This window comes from Shinella sp. WSD5-1, from assembly GCF_963942435.1.
Lineage (GTDB): Bacteria > Pseudomonadota > Alphaproteobacteria > Rhizobiales > Rhizobiaceae > Shinella > Shinella yambaruensis.
On record NZ_OZ012596.1, the window covers coordinates 3,579,675 to 3,595,291 of the forward strand.

The 15,617-nt window shown below is 66.8% G+C and carries 11 protein-coding genes; 2 read left to right on the forward strand and 9 right to left on the reverse strand.

Features of this window, described 5'->3' with window-relative positions; genetic code table 11:
* The 4 genes from AABQ55_RS17525 to AABQ55_RS17540 are packed head-to-tail and all read right to left on the reverse strand — an operon-like array spanning nt 1 to nt 7,268.
* The gene (locus AABQ55_RS17525; protein ID WP_272805917.1) at nt 1-1,539 is read right to left on the reverse strand and encodes a trimethylamine methyltransferase family protein; all 1,539 of its coding nucleotides are present in this window, start codon (nt 1,537-1,539) and stop codon (nt 1-3) included.
* Nucleotides 1,532-2,377 (reverse strand): isocitrate lyase/PEP mutase family protein, encoded by an 846-nt coding sequence (locus tag AABQ55_RS17530; RefSeq protein ID WP_272805918.1) that lies wholly within the window; start codon nt 2,375-2,377, stop codon nt 1,532-1,534. Before AABQ55_RS17530 ends, AABQ55_RS17525 begins: the two co-directional genes overlap by 8 nt.
* On the reverse strand, nt 2,374-4,821 hold the full coding sequence (locus tag AABQ55_RS17535) for a GcvT family protein (RefSeq protein ID WP_272805919.1): 2,448 nt from the start codon (nt 4,819-4,821) through the stop codon (nt 2,374-2,376). Before AABQ55_RS17535 ends, AABQ55_RS17530 begins: the two co-directional genes overlap by 4 nt.
* Nucleotides 4,818-7,268, reverse strand: a complete 2,451-nt coding sequence (locus tag AABQ55_RS17540; RefSeq protein WP_272805920.1) for a GcvT family protein — start codon at nt 7,266-7,268, stop codon at nt 4,818-4,820. The genes AABQ55_RS17535 and AABQ55_RS17540 overlap by 4 nt, the downstream gene beginning before the upstream one ends.
* A gap of 128 nt (nt 7,269-7,396) precedes the next feature.
* Between AABQ55_RS17540 and AABQ55_RS17545 the strand changes: the two genes are divergently transcribed.
* The gene (locus AABQ55_RS17545; protein ID WP_272805921.1) at nt 7,397-8,245 is read left to right on the forward strand and encodes a LysR family transcriptional regulator; all 849 of its coding nucleotides are present in this window, start codon (nt 7,397-7,399) and stop codon (nt 8,243-8,245) included.
* Between the two features lie 70 nt (nt 8,246-8,315).
* Entirely contained in the window at nt 8,316-8,570 is a 255-nt protein-coding gene (locus AABQ55_RS17550; RefSeq protein ID WP_064330653.1) for a hypothetical protein, read from the forward strand.
* Nucleotides 8,571-8,896: 326 nt separating this feature from the next.
* Here AABQ55_RS17550 and AABQ55_RS17555 read toward each other — a convergent pair whose 3' ends face one another.
* The 5 genes from AABQ55_RS17555 to AABQ55_RS17575 form a co-directional block, all read right to left on the reverse strand.
* The gene (locus tag AABQ55_RS17555) at nt 8,897-9,673 is read right to left on the reverse strand and encodes an SDR family oxidoreductase (RefSeq protein ID WP_272805922.1); all 777 of its coding nucleotides are present in this window, start codon (nt 9,671-9,673) and stop codon (nt 8,897-8,899) included.
* A 229-nt stretch (nt 9,674-9,902) separates the two neighbouring features.
* Nucleotides 9,903-11,555, reverse strand: coding sequence for an OFA family MFS transporter (locus AABQ55_RS17560; RefSeq protein WP_272805923.1), 1,653 nt, complete (start codon nt 11,553-11,555; stop codon nt 9,903-9,905).
* Between the two features lie 237 nt (nt 11,556-11,792).
* Nucleotides 11,793-13,805: a sensor histidine kinase gene (locus AABQ55_RS17565; RefSeq protein WP_272805924.1), complete on the reverse strand. Its 2,013-nt coding sequence runs from the start codon at nt 13,803-13,805 to the stop codon at nt 11,793-11,795.
* A complete protein-coding gene (locus AABQ55_RS17570) occupies nt 13,798-15,162 on the reverse strand; it encodes a sigma-54-dependent transcriptional regulator (RefSeq protein ID WP_272807489.1) in 1,365 nt (454 codons plus the stop codon). Before AABQ55_RS17570 ends, AABQ55_RS17565 begins: the two co-directional genes overlap by 8 nt.
* Before the next feature lie 170 nt (nt 15,163-15,332).
* Nucleotides 15,333-15,554, reverse strand: coding sequence for a hypothetical protein (locus AABQ55_RS17575; protein ID WP_244766875.1), 222 nt, complete (start codon nt 15,552-15,554; stop codon nt 15,333-15,335).
* Nucleotides 15,555-15,617: the final 63 nt, after the last annotated feature.

Genomic DNA, 15,617 nt, shown 5'->3' on the forward strand with positions numbered 1-15,617 from the left:
TCAGAAGTAGATCTTGAACTTCTCCCGCACCGCCCGGTCCGTCGTAAAATCGAAGAGCGGGCCGCCGGCTTCGGAAAGAATGCGGTTCTTGCGCTCGATCGCCTTCTGCACGAGGTCCGGCCGGCCGATCTCGGCCCATTCCTTCGGGCTCGTGCGGTCGGCGACGGCGGGATAGACATACTCCGTCTGCATCAGCGACAGGGTCTGCGGGTCGCCGAGATAGTGGCCCGGCCCATCGAGGCAGACGGAACGCATGGTCTCCAGCGAGACGGAATCCTCCGTGACGTCGATGCCGCGCACGCAGCGCTGCACCTGGCCGAGAAGATCATCGCCGAGAACGAGGCTTTCCAGGCAGAAGCCGAGCAGCGAGGCATGCATGCCGACCGCCTCATAGACCATGTTGAGGCCGGACAGACCCGCCATGACGTTGGAGATCGCCTGCTCCCAGCCGGCCTGCATGTCCGGCAGCTTGGAATCGGCGATGCCCGCGGCCGCGCCGCCTGGAAGCCGGTAGAACTGGTGCATCTGCGCGCAGCCCGCCGTCAGCAGCGCCTGCTCGCCCGAACCGCCCGACATGGCGCCCGTCCTGAGGTCCGACACGAAGGGCCAGGTGCCGAAGATCGCCGGATGGCCGGGCGCCATGGCATTGACATAGACGACGCCCGCAAGGCACTCGGCGACAGCCTGCACGATGGCGGTGGCAAGCGGCGCCGGCGCCGTCGCGCCGGCCTGCCCGGCCGACAGCAGCAGGATCGGCATGCCGGCCCGGATGCAGGCCTCCATGGTGATGCAGCTTTCCTCCGCGAACTTCATCGGCGGCACGACGAAGCAGTTGGAATTCGACACGAAGGGCCGTGCCCGCCACTTGTCCTCGCCGCCCGCCATCATGTGGATGAGGTCGAAGCAGCCGGCGACATGCGAGGGATCGGAGAAGCTGGTGCCGACATGTTTCGACGTGCCGGCGCAGCAGCCGTAGAGCGTGTTGATGTCCATCAGGAAATTGTCGGCAACGTCGCGGCAGACCATCGCCCGCTGGAAGAAATGCACATTGTCGAGGTGATGGACGAGCTGGGCGGCGTTGAAGAGGTCCTTCGCCGTCGATTCCCTATATTCCCGCTTCTCCACGTCGACGATATGCACCGCCGCGCCCGCCGTGCCGTAATAGACGCGGGTCCCGGTGAGTTCGAGGTCGTATTTCGGATCGCGGCCATGGAGCGTGATGTCGCGCGCGGCAAGCGCCAGCATGTCCTCCACCAGCGCGCGCGGAAAGCGCAGGCGCCCGTCCTCGCCGAGGATGGCGCCGGCCCCGGTCATGATCTCGACGCCGGATTTCGGCGCATTGGCGAGGCCGATATTCTCCAGCGCATCCAGCGCCGCCTCGTGGATGCGGCGCACGCCCGCCTCCGTCAGCGGCTTGTACTGGCCGCCGGGAAGGCCCGGCCGCACCGGCCGGACATTTTCCGCCAGCGGCGCGGCGCGCATGGCGACCCGTGCCGCACGCCCGCCGGACCGCCGGGACAAAACTGCCTGTTCACTCATGACCCGTCTCCCCCGCACCGGCGGCAAGCATTCTGTTGATGAGGTCCCCCGACGCCGCGGCGGACAATTTCGCGAAACTGCCATCCTTCAGGATGGCGTCCATCTGCTCGGCGATCGCGGCGTGGGTGACGCGGGCGATCATCGAGCCGAGCGAGATGCGCCGCACGCCGAGCGCGGCGAAATCCGGCACGGTGAGCTGGCGCAGCGGCCCCGCGGCAAGCCCGTTCACCGGCACCCCGACCGATTGCACGACACGCCTCAGCTCCTCCGGCCCCGGCGGCACCGGCACATAGACGAGGTCCGCGCCCGCCCTCTCGAAGGCCTGGATGCGCCGGATCGCCTCGTCGAGGTCGTAGACACCGTTCATCACGCCATCGGCCCTGGCGCAGAGAATGAAGGGATGGCCGAGCGAACGGGCGGCATCGGCGGCGGCACGGATGCGCTCCACGGCAAGATCGAAGGCATAGGCCGGGTTGCCCTCGACCATCCGCGTATCCTCGATCGAGCAGCCGGAAAGCCCGACCTCGGCGGCGAGCCGGATCGTCTCGGCAACGTCGTCCGGCGCATCGGCAAAACCGTTCTCGAAATCGCCCGAGACCGGCAGCGGCGTGGCGCGCACGATATCCTCCGCATGCCGCAGCGCCTCATCGCGCGTCACGCGGCCCATGTCGGGCCGCCCCAGCGTGAAGGCGAAGCCGGCGGAGGTGGTGGCGAGCGCCACGGCGCCCGACGCTGCCATCATGCGGGCGGAGCCCATGTCCCACGGATTGGGAATGACGAAGCAGCCCGACTGGTGCAGGGCATGAAAACGCCGGTGGCGTTCGGCAAGGTTGCTCACGCGCGGACCCTCTCGGCTTTCGGATCGTACATGGGCACGAGCGAGGCCTCGGCCTTCACCCGCACGCCGGCGATCTCGATCTCGTAGTTGGAGGCCAGCACATCCGCCTCGCTCTCGCCGGCGCACGGCACGTAGCCCATGCCGATCGCGCCGCCGAGATAATGGCCATAATTGCCCGAGGTGACGGTCGAGACGATCCTGCCATCGCGCACCAGCGCCTCGTTGTGGAAGAGCAGCGGCTCGGGATCGGTCAGCCTGAACTGCACCATGCGGCGCTTCAGCCCCGCTTCCTCCTTGCGCAGCACCGCGTCGCGGCCGATGAACTCGCCCTTCCTCGTGCGCACGGCAAAGCCGAGGCCGGCTTCCAGCACATGGTCCTCGTCGGTGATGTCATGGCCGAAATGGCGGAAGGCCTTCTCGATGCGGCAGCTGTCGAGCGTGTGCAGGCCGCAGAGTTTCAGGCCGATATCCGCCCCCGCGGCCTCCAGCGCCTCGAAGACATGGGCCGCCTGGTCGGTGGAAACGTAAAGCTCCCAGCCGAGTTCGCCGACATAGGTGACGCGGTGCGCCCGGGCAAGACCCATGCCCACCTCGATCTGCCGCGCCGTGGCGAAGGGATGTGCCGCATTGGAAAAGTCGTTCGGGCTCACCTTCTGCATCAGCTCGCGCGCCTTCGGCCCCATGACGCAGAGCACGCTTTCGGCCGCCGTCACATCGGTGATGACGACGAACTCGTCGCGGAGGTGCTTGCGCAGCCAGGCAAGGTCCCGCTGCAGCGTCGCGCCGGGCACGACGAGGAAGAACGCCGTCTCGGAAAGGCGCGTCACCGTCAGGTCGCTCTCGATGCCGCCGCGCGCGTTGAGCATCTGCGTGTAGACGATCCGGCCGGGGGCGACGTCCATCTGGTTGGCGCAGAGGCGTTGCAGGAAGGCCAGCGCATCGCGGCCCTCCACGCGGATCTTGCCGAAGGAGGTCATGTCGAACAGGCCGACGCCATTGCGAACGGCGAGGTGCTCCTCGCGCTGGTTCTCGAACCAGTTCTGCCGCTTCCACGAATAGCGGTATTCCCGCTCCTGCCCCTCTTTCGCGAACCAGTTGGCGCGCTCCCAGCCCGCCACCTCGCCGAAGACCGCGCCCCGCGCCTTCAGATGCTCGTGCAGCGGCGAGCGGCGCACGCCGCGCGCCGTCGCCATCTGGCGATAGGGGAAGTGATCGGCATAGAGCAGACCGAGCGTTTCGGAAACGCGGTCCTTGAGATAGGCGCGGTTCTTCTGGAACGGCTGGGCGCGGCGGATATCCACCTCCCAGAGATCGAACGGCGCTTCGCCGTCGTTCATCCACTGGGCGAGCGCCATGCCGGCCCCGCCGGAGGAGACGATGCCGATGGAATTGTAGCCGGCGGCGACCCAGTAGCCCTTCAGCTCCGGCGCCTCGCCGAGATAGTAGCGGTCGTCGGGCGTAAAGCTCTCCGGGCCGTTGAAGAAGGTGTGGATGCCGGCCGTCTCCAGCATCGGCATGCGGTGGATCGCGTTTTCGAGGATCGGCTGGAAGTGGTCGAAATCCTCCGGAAGCTGGTCGAAGCAGAAGTCTTCCGAAATGCCGTCCATGCCCCAGGGCTTGGCCTTCAGTTCGAAGGCGCCGATCAGCATCTTGCCGGCGTCTTCCTTGTAATAGGTGCACTCGTCCGGCACGCGCAGAACAGGCAGCCTTTGCAGGTTCGGGATCGGCTCGGTGACGATGTAGAAATGCTCGCAGGCATGCAGCGGCAGGGTGACGCCCGACATGTCGGCCAGCGTGCGGCCCCACATGCCGGCGGCGTTGACGACATTCTCCGTCTCGATGGTGAACGTCTCGCCGTTCTGCTCGCAGGTAACGCCCGTCACGCGGCCGTCCTTCGTCAGCACCGAGGTCACCTTGACGCCTTCGAGGACGGTCGCGCCGTTCTGCCGCGCGCCCTTCGCCAAGGCCATGGCGATGTTCGCCGGGTCGCACTGGCCGTCGAGCGGCAGGTGCACGGCGGCCTTCACATCCGCCGTGTTGAGATGCGGATAGAGCGCCTTCACCTCCTCGACGGTGATCTCGCGCACGTCGATGTCGAAGGCGCGGGCGAGCGAGGCCTGACGATAGATCTCCTCCTTGCGCTCCTCCGTCAGCGCCACCGTCATCGAGCCGCACTGGCGCATGCCGGTGCCGATGCCCGTCTCGGCTTCGAGCTTGACGTAGAGGTCGGCGGAATATTTGGCGAGCCGCGTCATGTTCTGCGAGGCGCGCAGCTGGCCGATGAGGCCGGCGGCATGCCAGGTGGTGCCTGAGGTGAGCTGCTTGCGCTCCAGCAGCACCACGTCCGTCCAGCCGAGTTTTGCCAGGTGATAGGCGACCGAGCAGCCGGAGACGCCGCCGCCGATGATGACGGCTCTTGCCTTGGAAGGGATGGGCTTCGTCATGCGCGCAGTCTTTCATTGTTGGGGTCGAAGAGCGGGCCGTCGGGCTGGACGGTCGCCTTGAAGCGCTCGCCGTAGATTTCCACCTCGATCTCCGTGCCGGCCTGAGCGAGATCGGCCCGCAGCATGCCGAGCGCGATGGACCTGCCGGTGCGATAGCCCCAGTTGCCGGAGGTCGTCTCGCCAACCACTTTGCCGCCGTGCCAGAGCGTCGACATGTAGGGCGCGTCGCAGTCGCCGGCCTCGACGGTCAGCAGCACGAAGCGCTTGGTGACGCCCTGCTGCTTCTCCCGCTCCAGCGCCGCCTTGCCCTTGAAGGCGGGCTTGGTCCAGTCGACGAAGCGTTCGAGGCCGCCCTGCAGGATGGTGTAATCAGTCGAAAGATCGCCCTTCCAGGCGCGATAGCCCTTCTCGATGCGCAGGCTGTCGAGCGCCTCCATGCCGAAGGGCTTCAGGCCATGCTTCTGCCCCGCCGCCCAGACGGTATCGAAGATGACGGCCGTGTCGTCGACCTTGGTGTGGATTTCCCAGCCGAGTTCGCCGGCGAAGGAGACGCGCACCAGCTGGCACCAGCGGCCGGCGATCTCCACCGGCTGGTGGGTGAGCCAGGGCATGGTGAGGTCCGCCTTGCAGACATCGGCAAGGATGGCGCGGGAATTCGGGCCGGAGAGGATCTGGCACGAGAAATTCTCCGTGACGTCCTCCAGCGTGAAGACGGGATTTTCCGGCATGTGTTTCTGCAGCCACTCGAAATCGTGCCACTGCGCGGTCGCGGCGGTGATGAGGAAGAAGAAATCCTCGGCCAGCATCATGACGGACATTTCCGTGACGATGCGGCCCTTGTCGTCGGAAAAATAGGCAAGGCCGATGCGGCCGGGTTTCGGCACGCGGCCGGTGATCAGCAAGGAGAGCCAGGCCGTCGCGCCCTCCCCCTTCACGCGGAAGCGCGAGAAGCCGGGAAGGTCGAGGATGCCGGCGGCCTCGGTGACGGCGCGGCACTCCGCCTCGATGCGCGGCCGCCACGGGCCCTCGCGGTTCCAGGTCTGGGTCGCGGCCTCCGACGTGTCGTCGCCGTCCTGCACATACCAGCTGGCGCGCTCCCAGCCGTTATAGGGCTTGAACTGCGCGCCGAGCGCCGCGATACGATCGTGGATCGGCGAAAGCTTTTGGTTCCGCCCGGCCGGCCAGGCGTGCTTTGGAAAATGCATGGCATATTCGTGGCCGTAGACCTCCATGCCCTTGGCCACGCAATAGTCCTTGTCGGCGGCGAAGCTCGTGTAGCGGCGCGGGTCGCAGGACCACATGTCCCATTCCGTCTCGCCCTCCGTCACCCATTCGGCCAGCACCTTGCCGGCCCCACCGGCCTGGCAGATGCCGAAGGTGAAGACGCAGGCCTCATAGGCGTTCGGCACGCCGGGCATCGGGCCGAGCAATGGGTTGCCGTCCGGCGCATAGGGGATCGGGCCGTTGATCATGCGCGAGAGGCCCGCGGTGCCGAGGATCGGCACGCGCTCGACGGCGTCGTTGAGATACCATTCCAGCCGGTCGAGATCGTCCGGGAAGAGCTGGAAGGAGAAATCGTCCGGCATCGGATCGTCGGGCGCCGTCCAGTGCGCCTTGCAGTTCCGCTCGTAGGGGCCGAGATTCATGCCCGTCTTCTCCTGGCGGAGATAATAGGACGAATCCACGTCGCGCAGCAGCGGCAGCTTGTGGCCGGCCTCCTTCGACCAGGCGGCGAGCTCCGGGATTTCCTCGAACAGCATGTATTGATGGCTCATCACCATCATCGGCACGTCGCGGCCGAACCATTTGCCGACTTCCCGCGCATAATAGCCGGCGGCGTTGACGACCTTCTCGCAGCGGATCTCGCCCTGAGGCGTCGAGATCACCCATTCCTCGCCCTCGCGCCGCGCGCCGGTCGCCGGACAGAAGCGGAAGATCTTCGCGCCCATGTCGCGCGCGCCCTTGGCGAGCGCCTGCGTGAGCTGCGCCGGGTCGATGTCGCCGTCATAGGGATCGTAGAGCGCGCCGGTGAGGTCGTGCGTTTCGAGGAACGGGTATTTGCCGCGCATCTCGTCCGGCGAGAGGATGTCGAGGTCCATGCCCTGGTAGCGGCCCATGCCGACGACGCGCTTGAACTCCTGCAACCGCTCCTTCGAATGGCCGAGGCGGATCGAGCCGGTGACGTGGTAGTTCATCGGATAGTCGACCAGCGCGCCCAGCTCCCGGTAGAGCGCGGCGGAATAGCGCTGCATGTTCATGATCGACCAGGAGGAGGAGAAGGTCGGCACGTTGCCGGCGGCATGCCAGGTGGAGCCGGCGGTCAGCTCGTTCTTTTCCAGAAGCACGCAATCCGTCCACCCGGCCTTCGCCAGATGGTAGAGCGCCGACGCCCCGACGGCGCCTCCGCCGATGATGACGACACGGGCATGGCTTGGCAGTGCGGACATTCTCGTTCCCCTTCTTTGCCCCGGATTTGTGGCAACCAAAGCGACGCGCAGCAAGCGGTTGGATTTTGCTTTATTAATCGACTTTCTCGATTACACTTCCGCCGAACACTGGGAAAATCGGCGCATTCATGCAAATTGTCCTGATTGAGACATTCCTCGACCTGATGGAAACGCGCAATTTCAACCGCACGGCAGAGCGGCTGAACATCACGCAGTCGACGGTCACGCACCGCATCAACGCGCTGGAAGCGATGTTCGCGCGAAAGCTCTTCGCGCGCAACAAGGGCGGCACCCAGCCGACCGCGGCGGGCCTGCGCTTCCTCGATCACGCCAAGGCGCTGCAGCACCAGTGGCACGAGGCGGCGCGCGCAGTGGAAACGGCCGGCGCCTACGAGCGTTCCATGCGCATCGGCCTGCAGCATGACCTTGCCGCCCACTTCGCCGGCGACTGGCTGGCGGCGGTGCGCAGGGAGCTGCCAGCCACCTCGATCTATGTGGAGGTCGACTATTCCAACCAGATGAACCGCGACCTCGGCGCGGGCGACCTCGACCTTGCGATCCTCTTCACCCCGCACTACCTGCCGGACCTTGCCTATGAGCGCATCGGCGAGGTGCACTACGAGATGGTGAGCAACAGGGTGGCGCGAATCGAGGACGTCCGGCCGGAGGACTATATCCAGGCCGTCTATTCCCCCGCCTTCGACCGGCTGCACCGCGAGGCGTATCCGACCCTCTCGACCGCGCCGATCGCCAGCGGCGAGACGACGGCGGTCCTTGCCCTTTTGCAGAAGCTCGGCGGCTCCGCCTTCGTGATGACGCCCGATGCGAAGCGGCTGCTGCGCTCCGGCGCGGCAAGCCGCGTTACCGGCGCCGAGCCGATCGCGCAGGCCGTCTATGCCGCCACCAATGTGCGCACGCGCCATGCCCACCAGCACCGGCGCATCGTCGCCATCATGCAGGCCTTGCTCGCCGCGTGACGCCCGGCCATTGAAACGGCCCGCCGCTGCGCCTATGAACGGTCCGCCGACATTTGACGAAGGAGTTTCCATGGCCGCCCGTGACCGCTATTCGCGCAAGCTCGAATGCGCCATGTGCGGCAATTCCGGTTATGCCGAGGTCTCGGAAGACGACATGCCGAGCCGCAAGCACCCGGATTTCACCATCGATTCGCTGCCGCGCGGCTTCCTCACGGAACGCGCCTCGAAATATCCGGACAAGCACATGCTGCGCTGCCGCTGCGGCCATGTCTTCAAGTTCCAGCAGAAGACCGTCTACGCCGAGGGCGGCGAGCCGCGGCGGTAGTTTTTGCGGCATCCCGGCCCCCCTCTGCCCTGCCGGGCATCTCCCCGGCAAGCGGCAGGCGAATTGCATAGGCAGCACGCTGCTGCTTTCCCCTTCTCCCCCGCGGGGAGAAGGTGGCCCGAAGGGCCGGATGAGGGGGCTTGCACACCGTCTGACGTCTGCGCCACCCCCTCATCCCGCTGCCGCGACCTTCTCCCCGCGGGGGAGAAGGGGAAAGACGCGTCGCCTCATTCCATATGCAATTCGCCTGCCCTCAACGGGGGATACCCGGCAGAGCAGAGGGGGTACGCCGCAAGGCACGACAGGGAGCCGTTGCGCGCTTCCCTCTACCCGCGCCCGACGAAGGGCATGGTGGTCGCCATGACCGTCATGTTCAGCACATTGGCATCGAGCGGCAGGCTGGCCATGTAGACCACCGCGTCGGCGACGTGCTTGACCGACATGGTCGGCTCGGCGACCACATCGCCGTTCGGCTGGAGCACACCGGTGCTCATGCGCTTCGTCATGTCCGTCGCCGCATTGCCGATATCGATCTGGCCGCAGGCGATGTCGTATTTGCGCCCGTCGAGGGCGGTCGATTTGGTAAGGCCGGTGATGGCGTGCTTCGTCGCCGTATAGGGCGCGGAGTTCGGCCGCGGCGCGGTCGCGGAGATCGAGCCGTTGTTGATGATGCGCCCGCCGCGCGGGCTCTGGTCCTTCATCAGCCTGAAGGCCTGCTGGGTGCAGAGGAAGGCACCCGTCAGGTTCGCGGCGAGGATATTGCTCCACTCCTCGAAGGGAATGTCCTCCAGCAGCGCCGGGGAGACGTTGGAGCCGGCATTGTTGACCAGCACGTCGAGCCGGCCGAAAGCACGCCTGATCTCGGCAAAGACCGCGGCGACCTCGCCCGGATCGCCGACATTGCAGGCAATCGCGCGGACCGGATTGCCCGTTTCACCGGTGATGGCGGCGGCGGCCTCCTCCAGCACCGCGGCCCGGCGGCCGGTGACGACGACCGCATACCCCTCGGCGCTGAGACCCCGGGCGATGGCAAGGCCGATGCCCGTGCCGCCGCCCGTCACCAGCGCGAACTTGCCCATGCCGGTCCGGCCCCATTCGGTCATGTCGTCCTCCTCCTTTGACGCGTCCTTCCGGTTTGCTCGAAAAGCGCATCCGCTGCAAGCGGTCATAAAAAAGTCCCCGGCACCGGCCGGGGACCTGGTTTTCCGATAAGCATCGCCCTCCACCATCGTCATCCTCGGGTTCAACCCGAGGATCCAAGTCTCACACGCTGCGGTGGATGGTCGGGTCCAGCCCGACCATGACGGAGGAGAGGGCGTCTGCGGGAGGATCTCAGAACAGCGCGGCGGTGCTCTTCAGCGTCACCCAGATGCCCCAGAGGAGCGGAAGGCCGACGACGGCCCAGGCGAGCACCGCCTTGGCGTCGAGCCCGCCCTTGCCGATGCCGAAGGAACCGGTCGGGCCGGCATTGGCGGCCGCGGTCTTCGCCTGCAGGGAGGCAACCTCCTCGTCCGACATGAACCATTTGTCGGCAAGCGGCCGCACCAGCATGTTGGCGACGAGGCCGAGCGCCAGCATGCCGGCGAGGATGTACATGGTGCCGGTATAGAGCGCCGGCCCCGGCGCCACGCCGGCGGCGATCTGCGCCTCGCGGATATAGTTGACCACGACCGGGCCGACGATGCCGGCGGTCGCCCAGGCGGTCAGCAGGCGGCCGTGGATCGCACCGACGAACTGCGTGCCGAAGATATCGGCGAGATAGGCCGGAACGGTGGCGAAGCCCCCGCCGTACATCGACAGGATAATGCCGAAGGCGAGCACGAAGAGCGCCTTGCTGCCCATGTCGGCCAGCGTCGGCGCCAGCGCGTAGAGCACGATGCCGAGGATGAAGAAGGTATAATAGGTGTTCTTGCGGCCGATCTTGTCGGAGAGCGAGGCCCAGACGAAGCGCCCGCCGATGTTGAACAGCGAGAGCAGGCCGGTGAAGCCCGCGGCGATCGCCGCGATGGCGGCCTTCTGGTCGGTATCGAGCTGGCCGAAACTCAGCTCGGGCTGGCCGATGAGGCGGCCGCCGAAGATTTCCTGCAGCATCGGCGAGGCCATGCCGATGACGCCGATGCCGGCCGAGACGTTGAGGCAGAGCACCAGCCAGATCAGCCAGAACTGCGTCGTCTTGTGCGCGTCGCGCAGGTGCACGTGCCTGGTGGTGATCATCGTCGACTTGGAGGCCGGCGGCGTCCAGCCTTCCGGCCGCCAGCCGGCCGGCGGAATGCGGTAGCCGAAGGCGCCGCCCATCATGAAGCAGAAATAGATGGCGGCCATGACGAGGAAGGTCTGCCAGACGCCGGCCGTCGTGTCGGTCTTGAAGACGTTCATCAGGAGGTTGGCGAGCGGGGCGCCGATCATCGCGCCGCCGCCGAAACCCATGATCGCCATGCCGGTCGCCATGCCGCGCCGGTCCGGGAACCATTTGATCAGCGTGGAGACCGGGGAGATGTAGCCGAGGCCGAGGCCGATGCCGCCGATGACGCCCGCGCCGAGCCACATCAGCCACAATTGATGGGTCATGACGCCGATCGCCGCGACGACGATGCCGCCGCACCAGCAGCAGGCCGAGACGAAGCCCGCCTTGCGCGGGCCGACGCGCTCCAGCCAGCCGCCCCAGATGGCCGCCGAGCAGCCGAGCAGCACGAAGAACAGCGTATAGATCCAGCCGAGATCGGCGACGCGCCAGTTGCAGCTCGTGGTGAAGAGCGCGGAGACGAGGTTGAGGTCGGCGCAGGCCGCGTCGGCAGCGCCCGGAATGGCCTTGGACAGCGGCAGCCAGAACACGCTGAAGCCGTAGGCCATGCCGATGCAAAGATGGATGGCAAGCGCGGCCGGCGGAACGAGCCAGCGGTTGAAGCCGGGTTTGGCGATGATGCGCTCCCGGTCGAGGATGCTGCCGGAATAGTCGCCGGCATAGGTCTCGGTCGATGCAGTCATTGGGTCTCCTCCGCGACGCACCCCTCGGTGCGAAGATTTTCGTGATGGGGAGCCGGCGAAAACCGCCCTTCGACGCCCGGATGCCTGCATCCCTCTCGCAGGCGGCCGGAGGCCGAACCTCCCGCGCGGACCGAAGCAAGGCCCGTGCCAGAATGGATGCCCTTTGGAATCAGGCGGTTGGAAGAAAAAACGGGAGGAAAACGGACACTTTGTCCGAAGGGCGGACAAAGTGTCCGGTCAGGCCGCCTCGGGCAGCCAGATGGTGAAGGTCGCCCCCTCGCCCGGCCGGCTCGCCACCGAGATGGCGCCGCCCTGCCGCGTCACCAGCGTCTGGCTGATGGAAAGGCCGAGGCCCGTGCCCTCCTGCCGCTTCGTCGTGAAGAACGGGTCGAAGACCTTTGCGACGAGATCCGGCTCCATGCCGATCCCGGTATCGCTGACGACGATCTCGACGCCCGGGCGCCCGCCGCGGTCGCTGTCGCGGGTGACGATGGTGAGCGCGCCGCCATCCGGCATGGCGTGGATGGCGTTGACGACGAGGTTGACGACGACCTGCTGCAGCTCGGTGCGGTTCATCAGCACCAGCCGTTCGGCCGTGTCCTCCAGCCGCACCTCGATCGCCGCCTTGGCGAGCAGGTGCTGGACGAGCGGCAAACAATCGGCCACGGCCGTGCCGGGCGCATGACGATCGACGAAACCGGCGAATTCCTCGGGCTTGGCGAATTGCAGGAGCTTCGTGACGATCTGGCTGATGCGCTGGATCTGATCGTCGAGCAGCTGGAACTCGACCTTGGCCAGCGCCGCCCGGTCGCCGACGACGGAGCGGATGACCTCCAGATTGCCCTGCATGACGGCGATCGGGTTGTTGATCTCATGGGCGACCCCGGCGGTGATCTCGCCGATGGCGGCCAGCTTTTCCGACAGGATGAGCTGCTTGGTCGTCGCCTCCAGCCGGCGGTTGGCGAGCTGCAGCTCGCGGGTGCGCTCGTCCACGCGCGCATTCAGCTCCTCGTTCCAGCGGCGCAGCTCCAGGTCGTTCTGCTCGAGCTGGTTCAGGAGGTCGTCGAGATGCACGGCGACGCGGCCGATCTCGTCCTGGCTGTCGACCGGGCCGGTGCGCGCGCCGAGATCGCCGCTCTCCACCCGTGCGATGGTGGCGTCCACCCGCTCCAGCGGCTCGAAGATGCCGCGCGCCCAGCGCAGGAAGATCGGCACGCTGGCCGCCGTGATGGCGAGGAAGGCGGCGACGATGGTGAGCACCGTCTGGTACTTCGCCGCCGTGAACGGCGCCTCGAGGAAGCCGACATAGAGCATGCCGACGCGCTCGCCGCGGCTGTCGGTGATCGGCTCGTAGGCGGAAATGTACCAGTCGTTGACGACGAAGGCGCTGTCGAGCCAGGTGCGCCCCTCGCCCAGCACGGCCGAGCGCACGGCGGCGGAGACGCGCGTGCCGAGCGCGCGGCGCCCTTCGAACAGCCGCACATTCGTGCTGATGCGCACGTCGTCGAGGAACAGCGTCGCCGTGCCCTGGCTGCCCTCCGGCAGGCTCGCCTCGCGGTAGACGAGGTCGTTGATCGTGTCGATGAAGACGAGGTTCTGGTTGAGCAGGATGCCGCCGACGAGCACCGCCTTGCGCCCGTTGCCGAGCGTGACGGGGCTGGCGCTCTGCACGACCATGCCGCGCGTTTCCTCTGTGCGCTCGGTCGGCACCGCATTCGGAGTCGAGACGAGCGGCAGCCGCGCGCGGGCGGCAAGGTCGGGCGAGAGCCGTTCGAGATCGGCGTTCTCGAAGATATCCACCCCCGTCGCCGGCTTGCCGGCCAGCGCATCGCGGATGACCGGCCAGTCGGTGCGCAGCGTTTCCGCCGTGGTCGCGGTCACGGAGACGACGAGCCGGCCGTCGGGCGCGATGACATAGAGGAAATCGAGCTCCAGCCGCGCCCGCGCCTCGTCGAGCAGGGCTTTCAGCGCGCCGGTGTCGCCGGCGCTGTCGCGGAAGCGCACGGAGCCGCCGAGCGCGGTGACGTGCTCGCCGGTATTGTCGAGGATATGGGCGAGATACTGGTGCGCGATGGTGAGGTCGCCGTTGACCTTGGAGATCAGCGTCGCGTCGAACTTCTCGTTCCAGCGGTAGACGGTGATGCCGAGCAGGAGCGGCAGGATCACCAGCATCGGCAGGAGCGCGATGGCCAGCAGCCGGTAGCGCACCGAGCGCGCCGGCCGGATGACGCCCTGCCTGCCGTCAGCCATCCCAGGCCGCCAGCTTGCGGTCGATCGTCTTGCGGGAAATGCCGAGCTGGCGCGCCGCCTCGTCGCGCTGGCCGCTGCAGGCGGTGAGCACCGAGAGGATGTGGCGCCGCTCGACATCGGCAAGCGAGCCGCCCTCCCTTCCGGCGGCCGCCGCCTGCCCGAACCCGTCCGGAAAGCGGCCGAGGATCAGCGTGCGCTCGATGAGATTGCGCAGCTCGCGCACATTGCCCGGCCAGTCATAGGCCGACAGCGCCCGGCGGGCCGCCTCGTCGATGGGCACGGCGGGCATGGCGAGCTGCGCCGAGAGCTTCTTCATGAAGAGGACGGCCAGCTCCACCGCATCGCCGTCGCGGTCCTTCAGCGGCGGCAGGTGGATCTGCATGACATTGATGCGGAAGAAGAGATCGGCCCGGAAGCGCCCGGCCTGCACCTCCTTTTCCAGCTCCGCATTGGTGGCGAAGACGAAGCGCAGGTCGACCGGCACCTCGCGTTCGGAGCCGACGGGCCGCACCTTGCGGTCCTCCAGCACGCGCAGCAGCTTGCTTTGCGTGGCCGGCGGCATCTCGCTGATCTCGTCGAGGAAGAGCGTGCCGCCCTGCGCATGCAGGAACAGCCCCTCACGCGCCCGTTCGGCGCCGGTGAAGGCGCCCTTCAGGTGGCCGAACAGCTCGCTTTCGATCATGTCGGCCGGGATCGCCCCGCAATTGACGGGCACGAAGGGTTTTGCCGCGCGGTCGGACAGCGCGTGCAGCGAGCGCGCCGCCACTTCCTTGCCGGTGCCGGACTGGCCGGTGAGCAGGACCGAGGTCGGCAGCGGCGCGACGCGGGCGATGGTTTCGCGCACGCCGGCGATGGCGGTCGATTCGCCGATCAGCCGGTCGCGCAGGAGGATATGGTCCGACGTCGCCTTCAATTCATAGCGCAGCACGTAGTTTTCGCGCTGCAGGCGGATGCGGTCGAGGCAGCGCGCGACGGCATTGAGCAACTGGTTGGAGCGGAAGGGTTTCAGGATGAAATCGACCGCGCCGGCCCGCAGCGCCTGGATCGCGGTTTCGAGATCGGCATAGGCGGTCATCAGGATGGCATCGGCGAAGAAGCCGATGGCGCGCTGCTCGGCAAGCCATTCCACGCCGTTCTTCTTCGGCATGATGTTGTCGAGGATGACCACGTCGAAATGGTTCTGGTCAAGCTTGCGCGAGGCCTCGTCCGTATCGGCCGCCAGCTCCAGCTGGCGGCAGCGCGGCCCGAGCGTGCGCATCAGGAAGTTGCGCATGCCCGGCTCGTCGTCGACGACGAGGATCGAGGCCTGCGCCAGCCACGGCCCGAATTCCGGGTCGGCGGACGTGTCGCGCAGCATGCGCGCGGCTTCAGTCGGCACCTCATCTCCTCCCGATGGTCAGGCGCGTCAGGTTTGCACGCCCGAATGCGGCAGCGCTGCACGCTTTTGCCCGGACGGCTTGAACACCTACCATAGAAAGCCGCCGCCGCCAGCACAAGGCAGGCATGGCGGCGGAGCGGGACGAGATGTCAGGAGTGCAGATGAATGCGCTCGCGGCGTTCACGCATCGCCGCAAGCTCCTGTTCGACATGAACTTTCCGAGCATCCTCCATCGCCACGGCAATGGTTTCGCTGATCACGCGGATGCTGTCTTCCGAGATGAGCGGCGATGCCTCGTGGCATTCCGCTGCATGCAGTTTGCAAAGCGCGCTGGCAAGCAGCCGCGCATAGTCTTCCGGTTTGCGACCCATGTTCCCCACCTTTTTTGATTAGAGCCACAGAAAACCACACAATAATGCAAAAAGCCACATATT

What these genes read in the sequence shown, in the direction of transcription:
- AABQ55_RS17525 (WP_272805917.1), bottom strand. Translation starts at nt 1,539, where the DNA reads ATGAGTGAACAGGCAGTTTTGTCCCGGCGGTCCGGCGGGCGTGCGGCA.
- AABQ55_RS17535 (WP_272805919.1), bottom strand. Translation starts at nt 4,821, where the DNA reads ATGACGAAGCCCATCCCTTCCAAGGCAAGAGCCGTCATCATCGGCGGC.
- AABQ55_RS17540 (WP_272805920.1), bottom strand. Translation starts at nt 7,268, where the DNA reads ATGTCCGCACTGCCAAGCCATGCCCGTGTCGTCATCATCGGCGGAGGC.
- AABQ55_RS17545 (WP_272805921.1), top strand. Translation starts at nt 7,397, where the DNA reads ATGCAAATTGTCCTGATTGAGACATTCCTCGACCTGATGGAAACGCGC.
- AABQ55_RS17550 (WP_064330653.1), top strand. Translation starts at nt 8,316, where the DNA reads ATGGCCGCCCGTGACCGCTATTCGCGCAAGCTCGAATGCGCCATGTGC.
- AABQ55_RS17555 (WP_272805922.1), bottom strand. Translation starts at nt 9,673, where the DNA reads ATGACCGAATGGGGCCGGACCGGCATGGGCAAGTTCGCGCTGGTGACG.
- AABQ55_RS17560 (WP_272805923.1), bottom strand. Translation starts at nt 11,555, where the DNA reads ATGACTGCATCGACCGAGACCTATGCCGGCGACTATTCCGGCAGCATC.
- AABQ55_RS17565 (WP_272805924.1), bottom strand. Translation starts at nt 13,805, where the DNA reads ATGGCTGACGGCAGGCAGGGCGTCATCCGGCCGGCGCGCTCGGTGCGC.
- AABQ55_RS17570 (WP_272807489.1), bottom strand. Translation starts at nt 15,162, where the DNA reads ATGCTGCGCGACACGTCCGCCGACCCGGAATTCGGGCCGTGGCTGGCG.
- AABQ55_RS17575 (WP_244766875.1), bottom strand. Translation starts at nt 15,554, where the DNA reads ATGGGTCGCAAACCGGAAGACTATGCGCGGCTGCTTGCCAGCGCGCTT.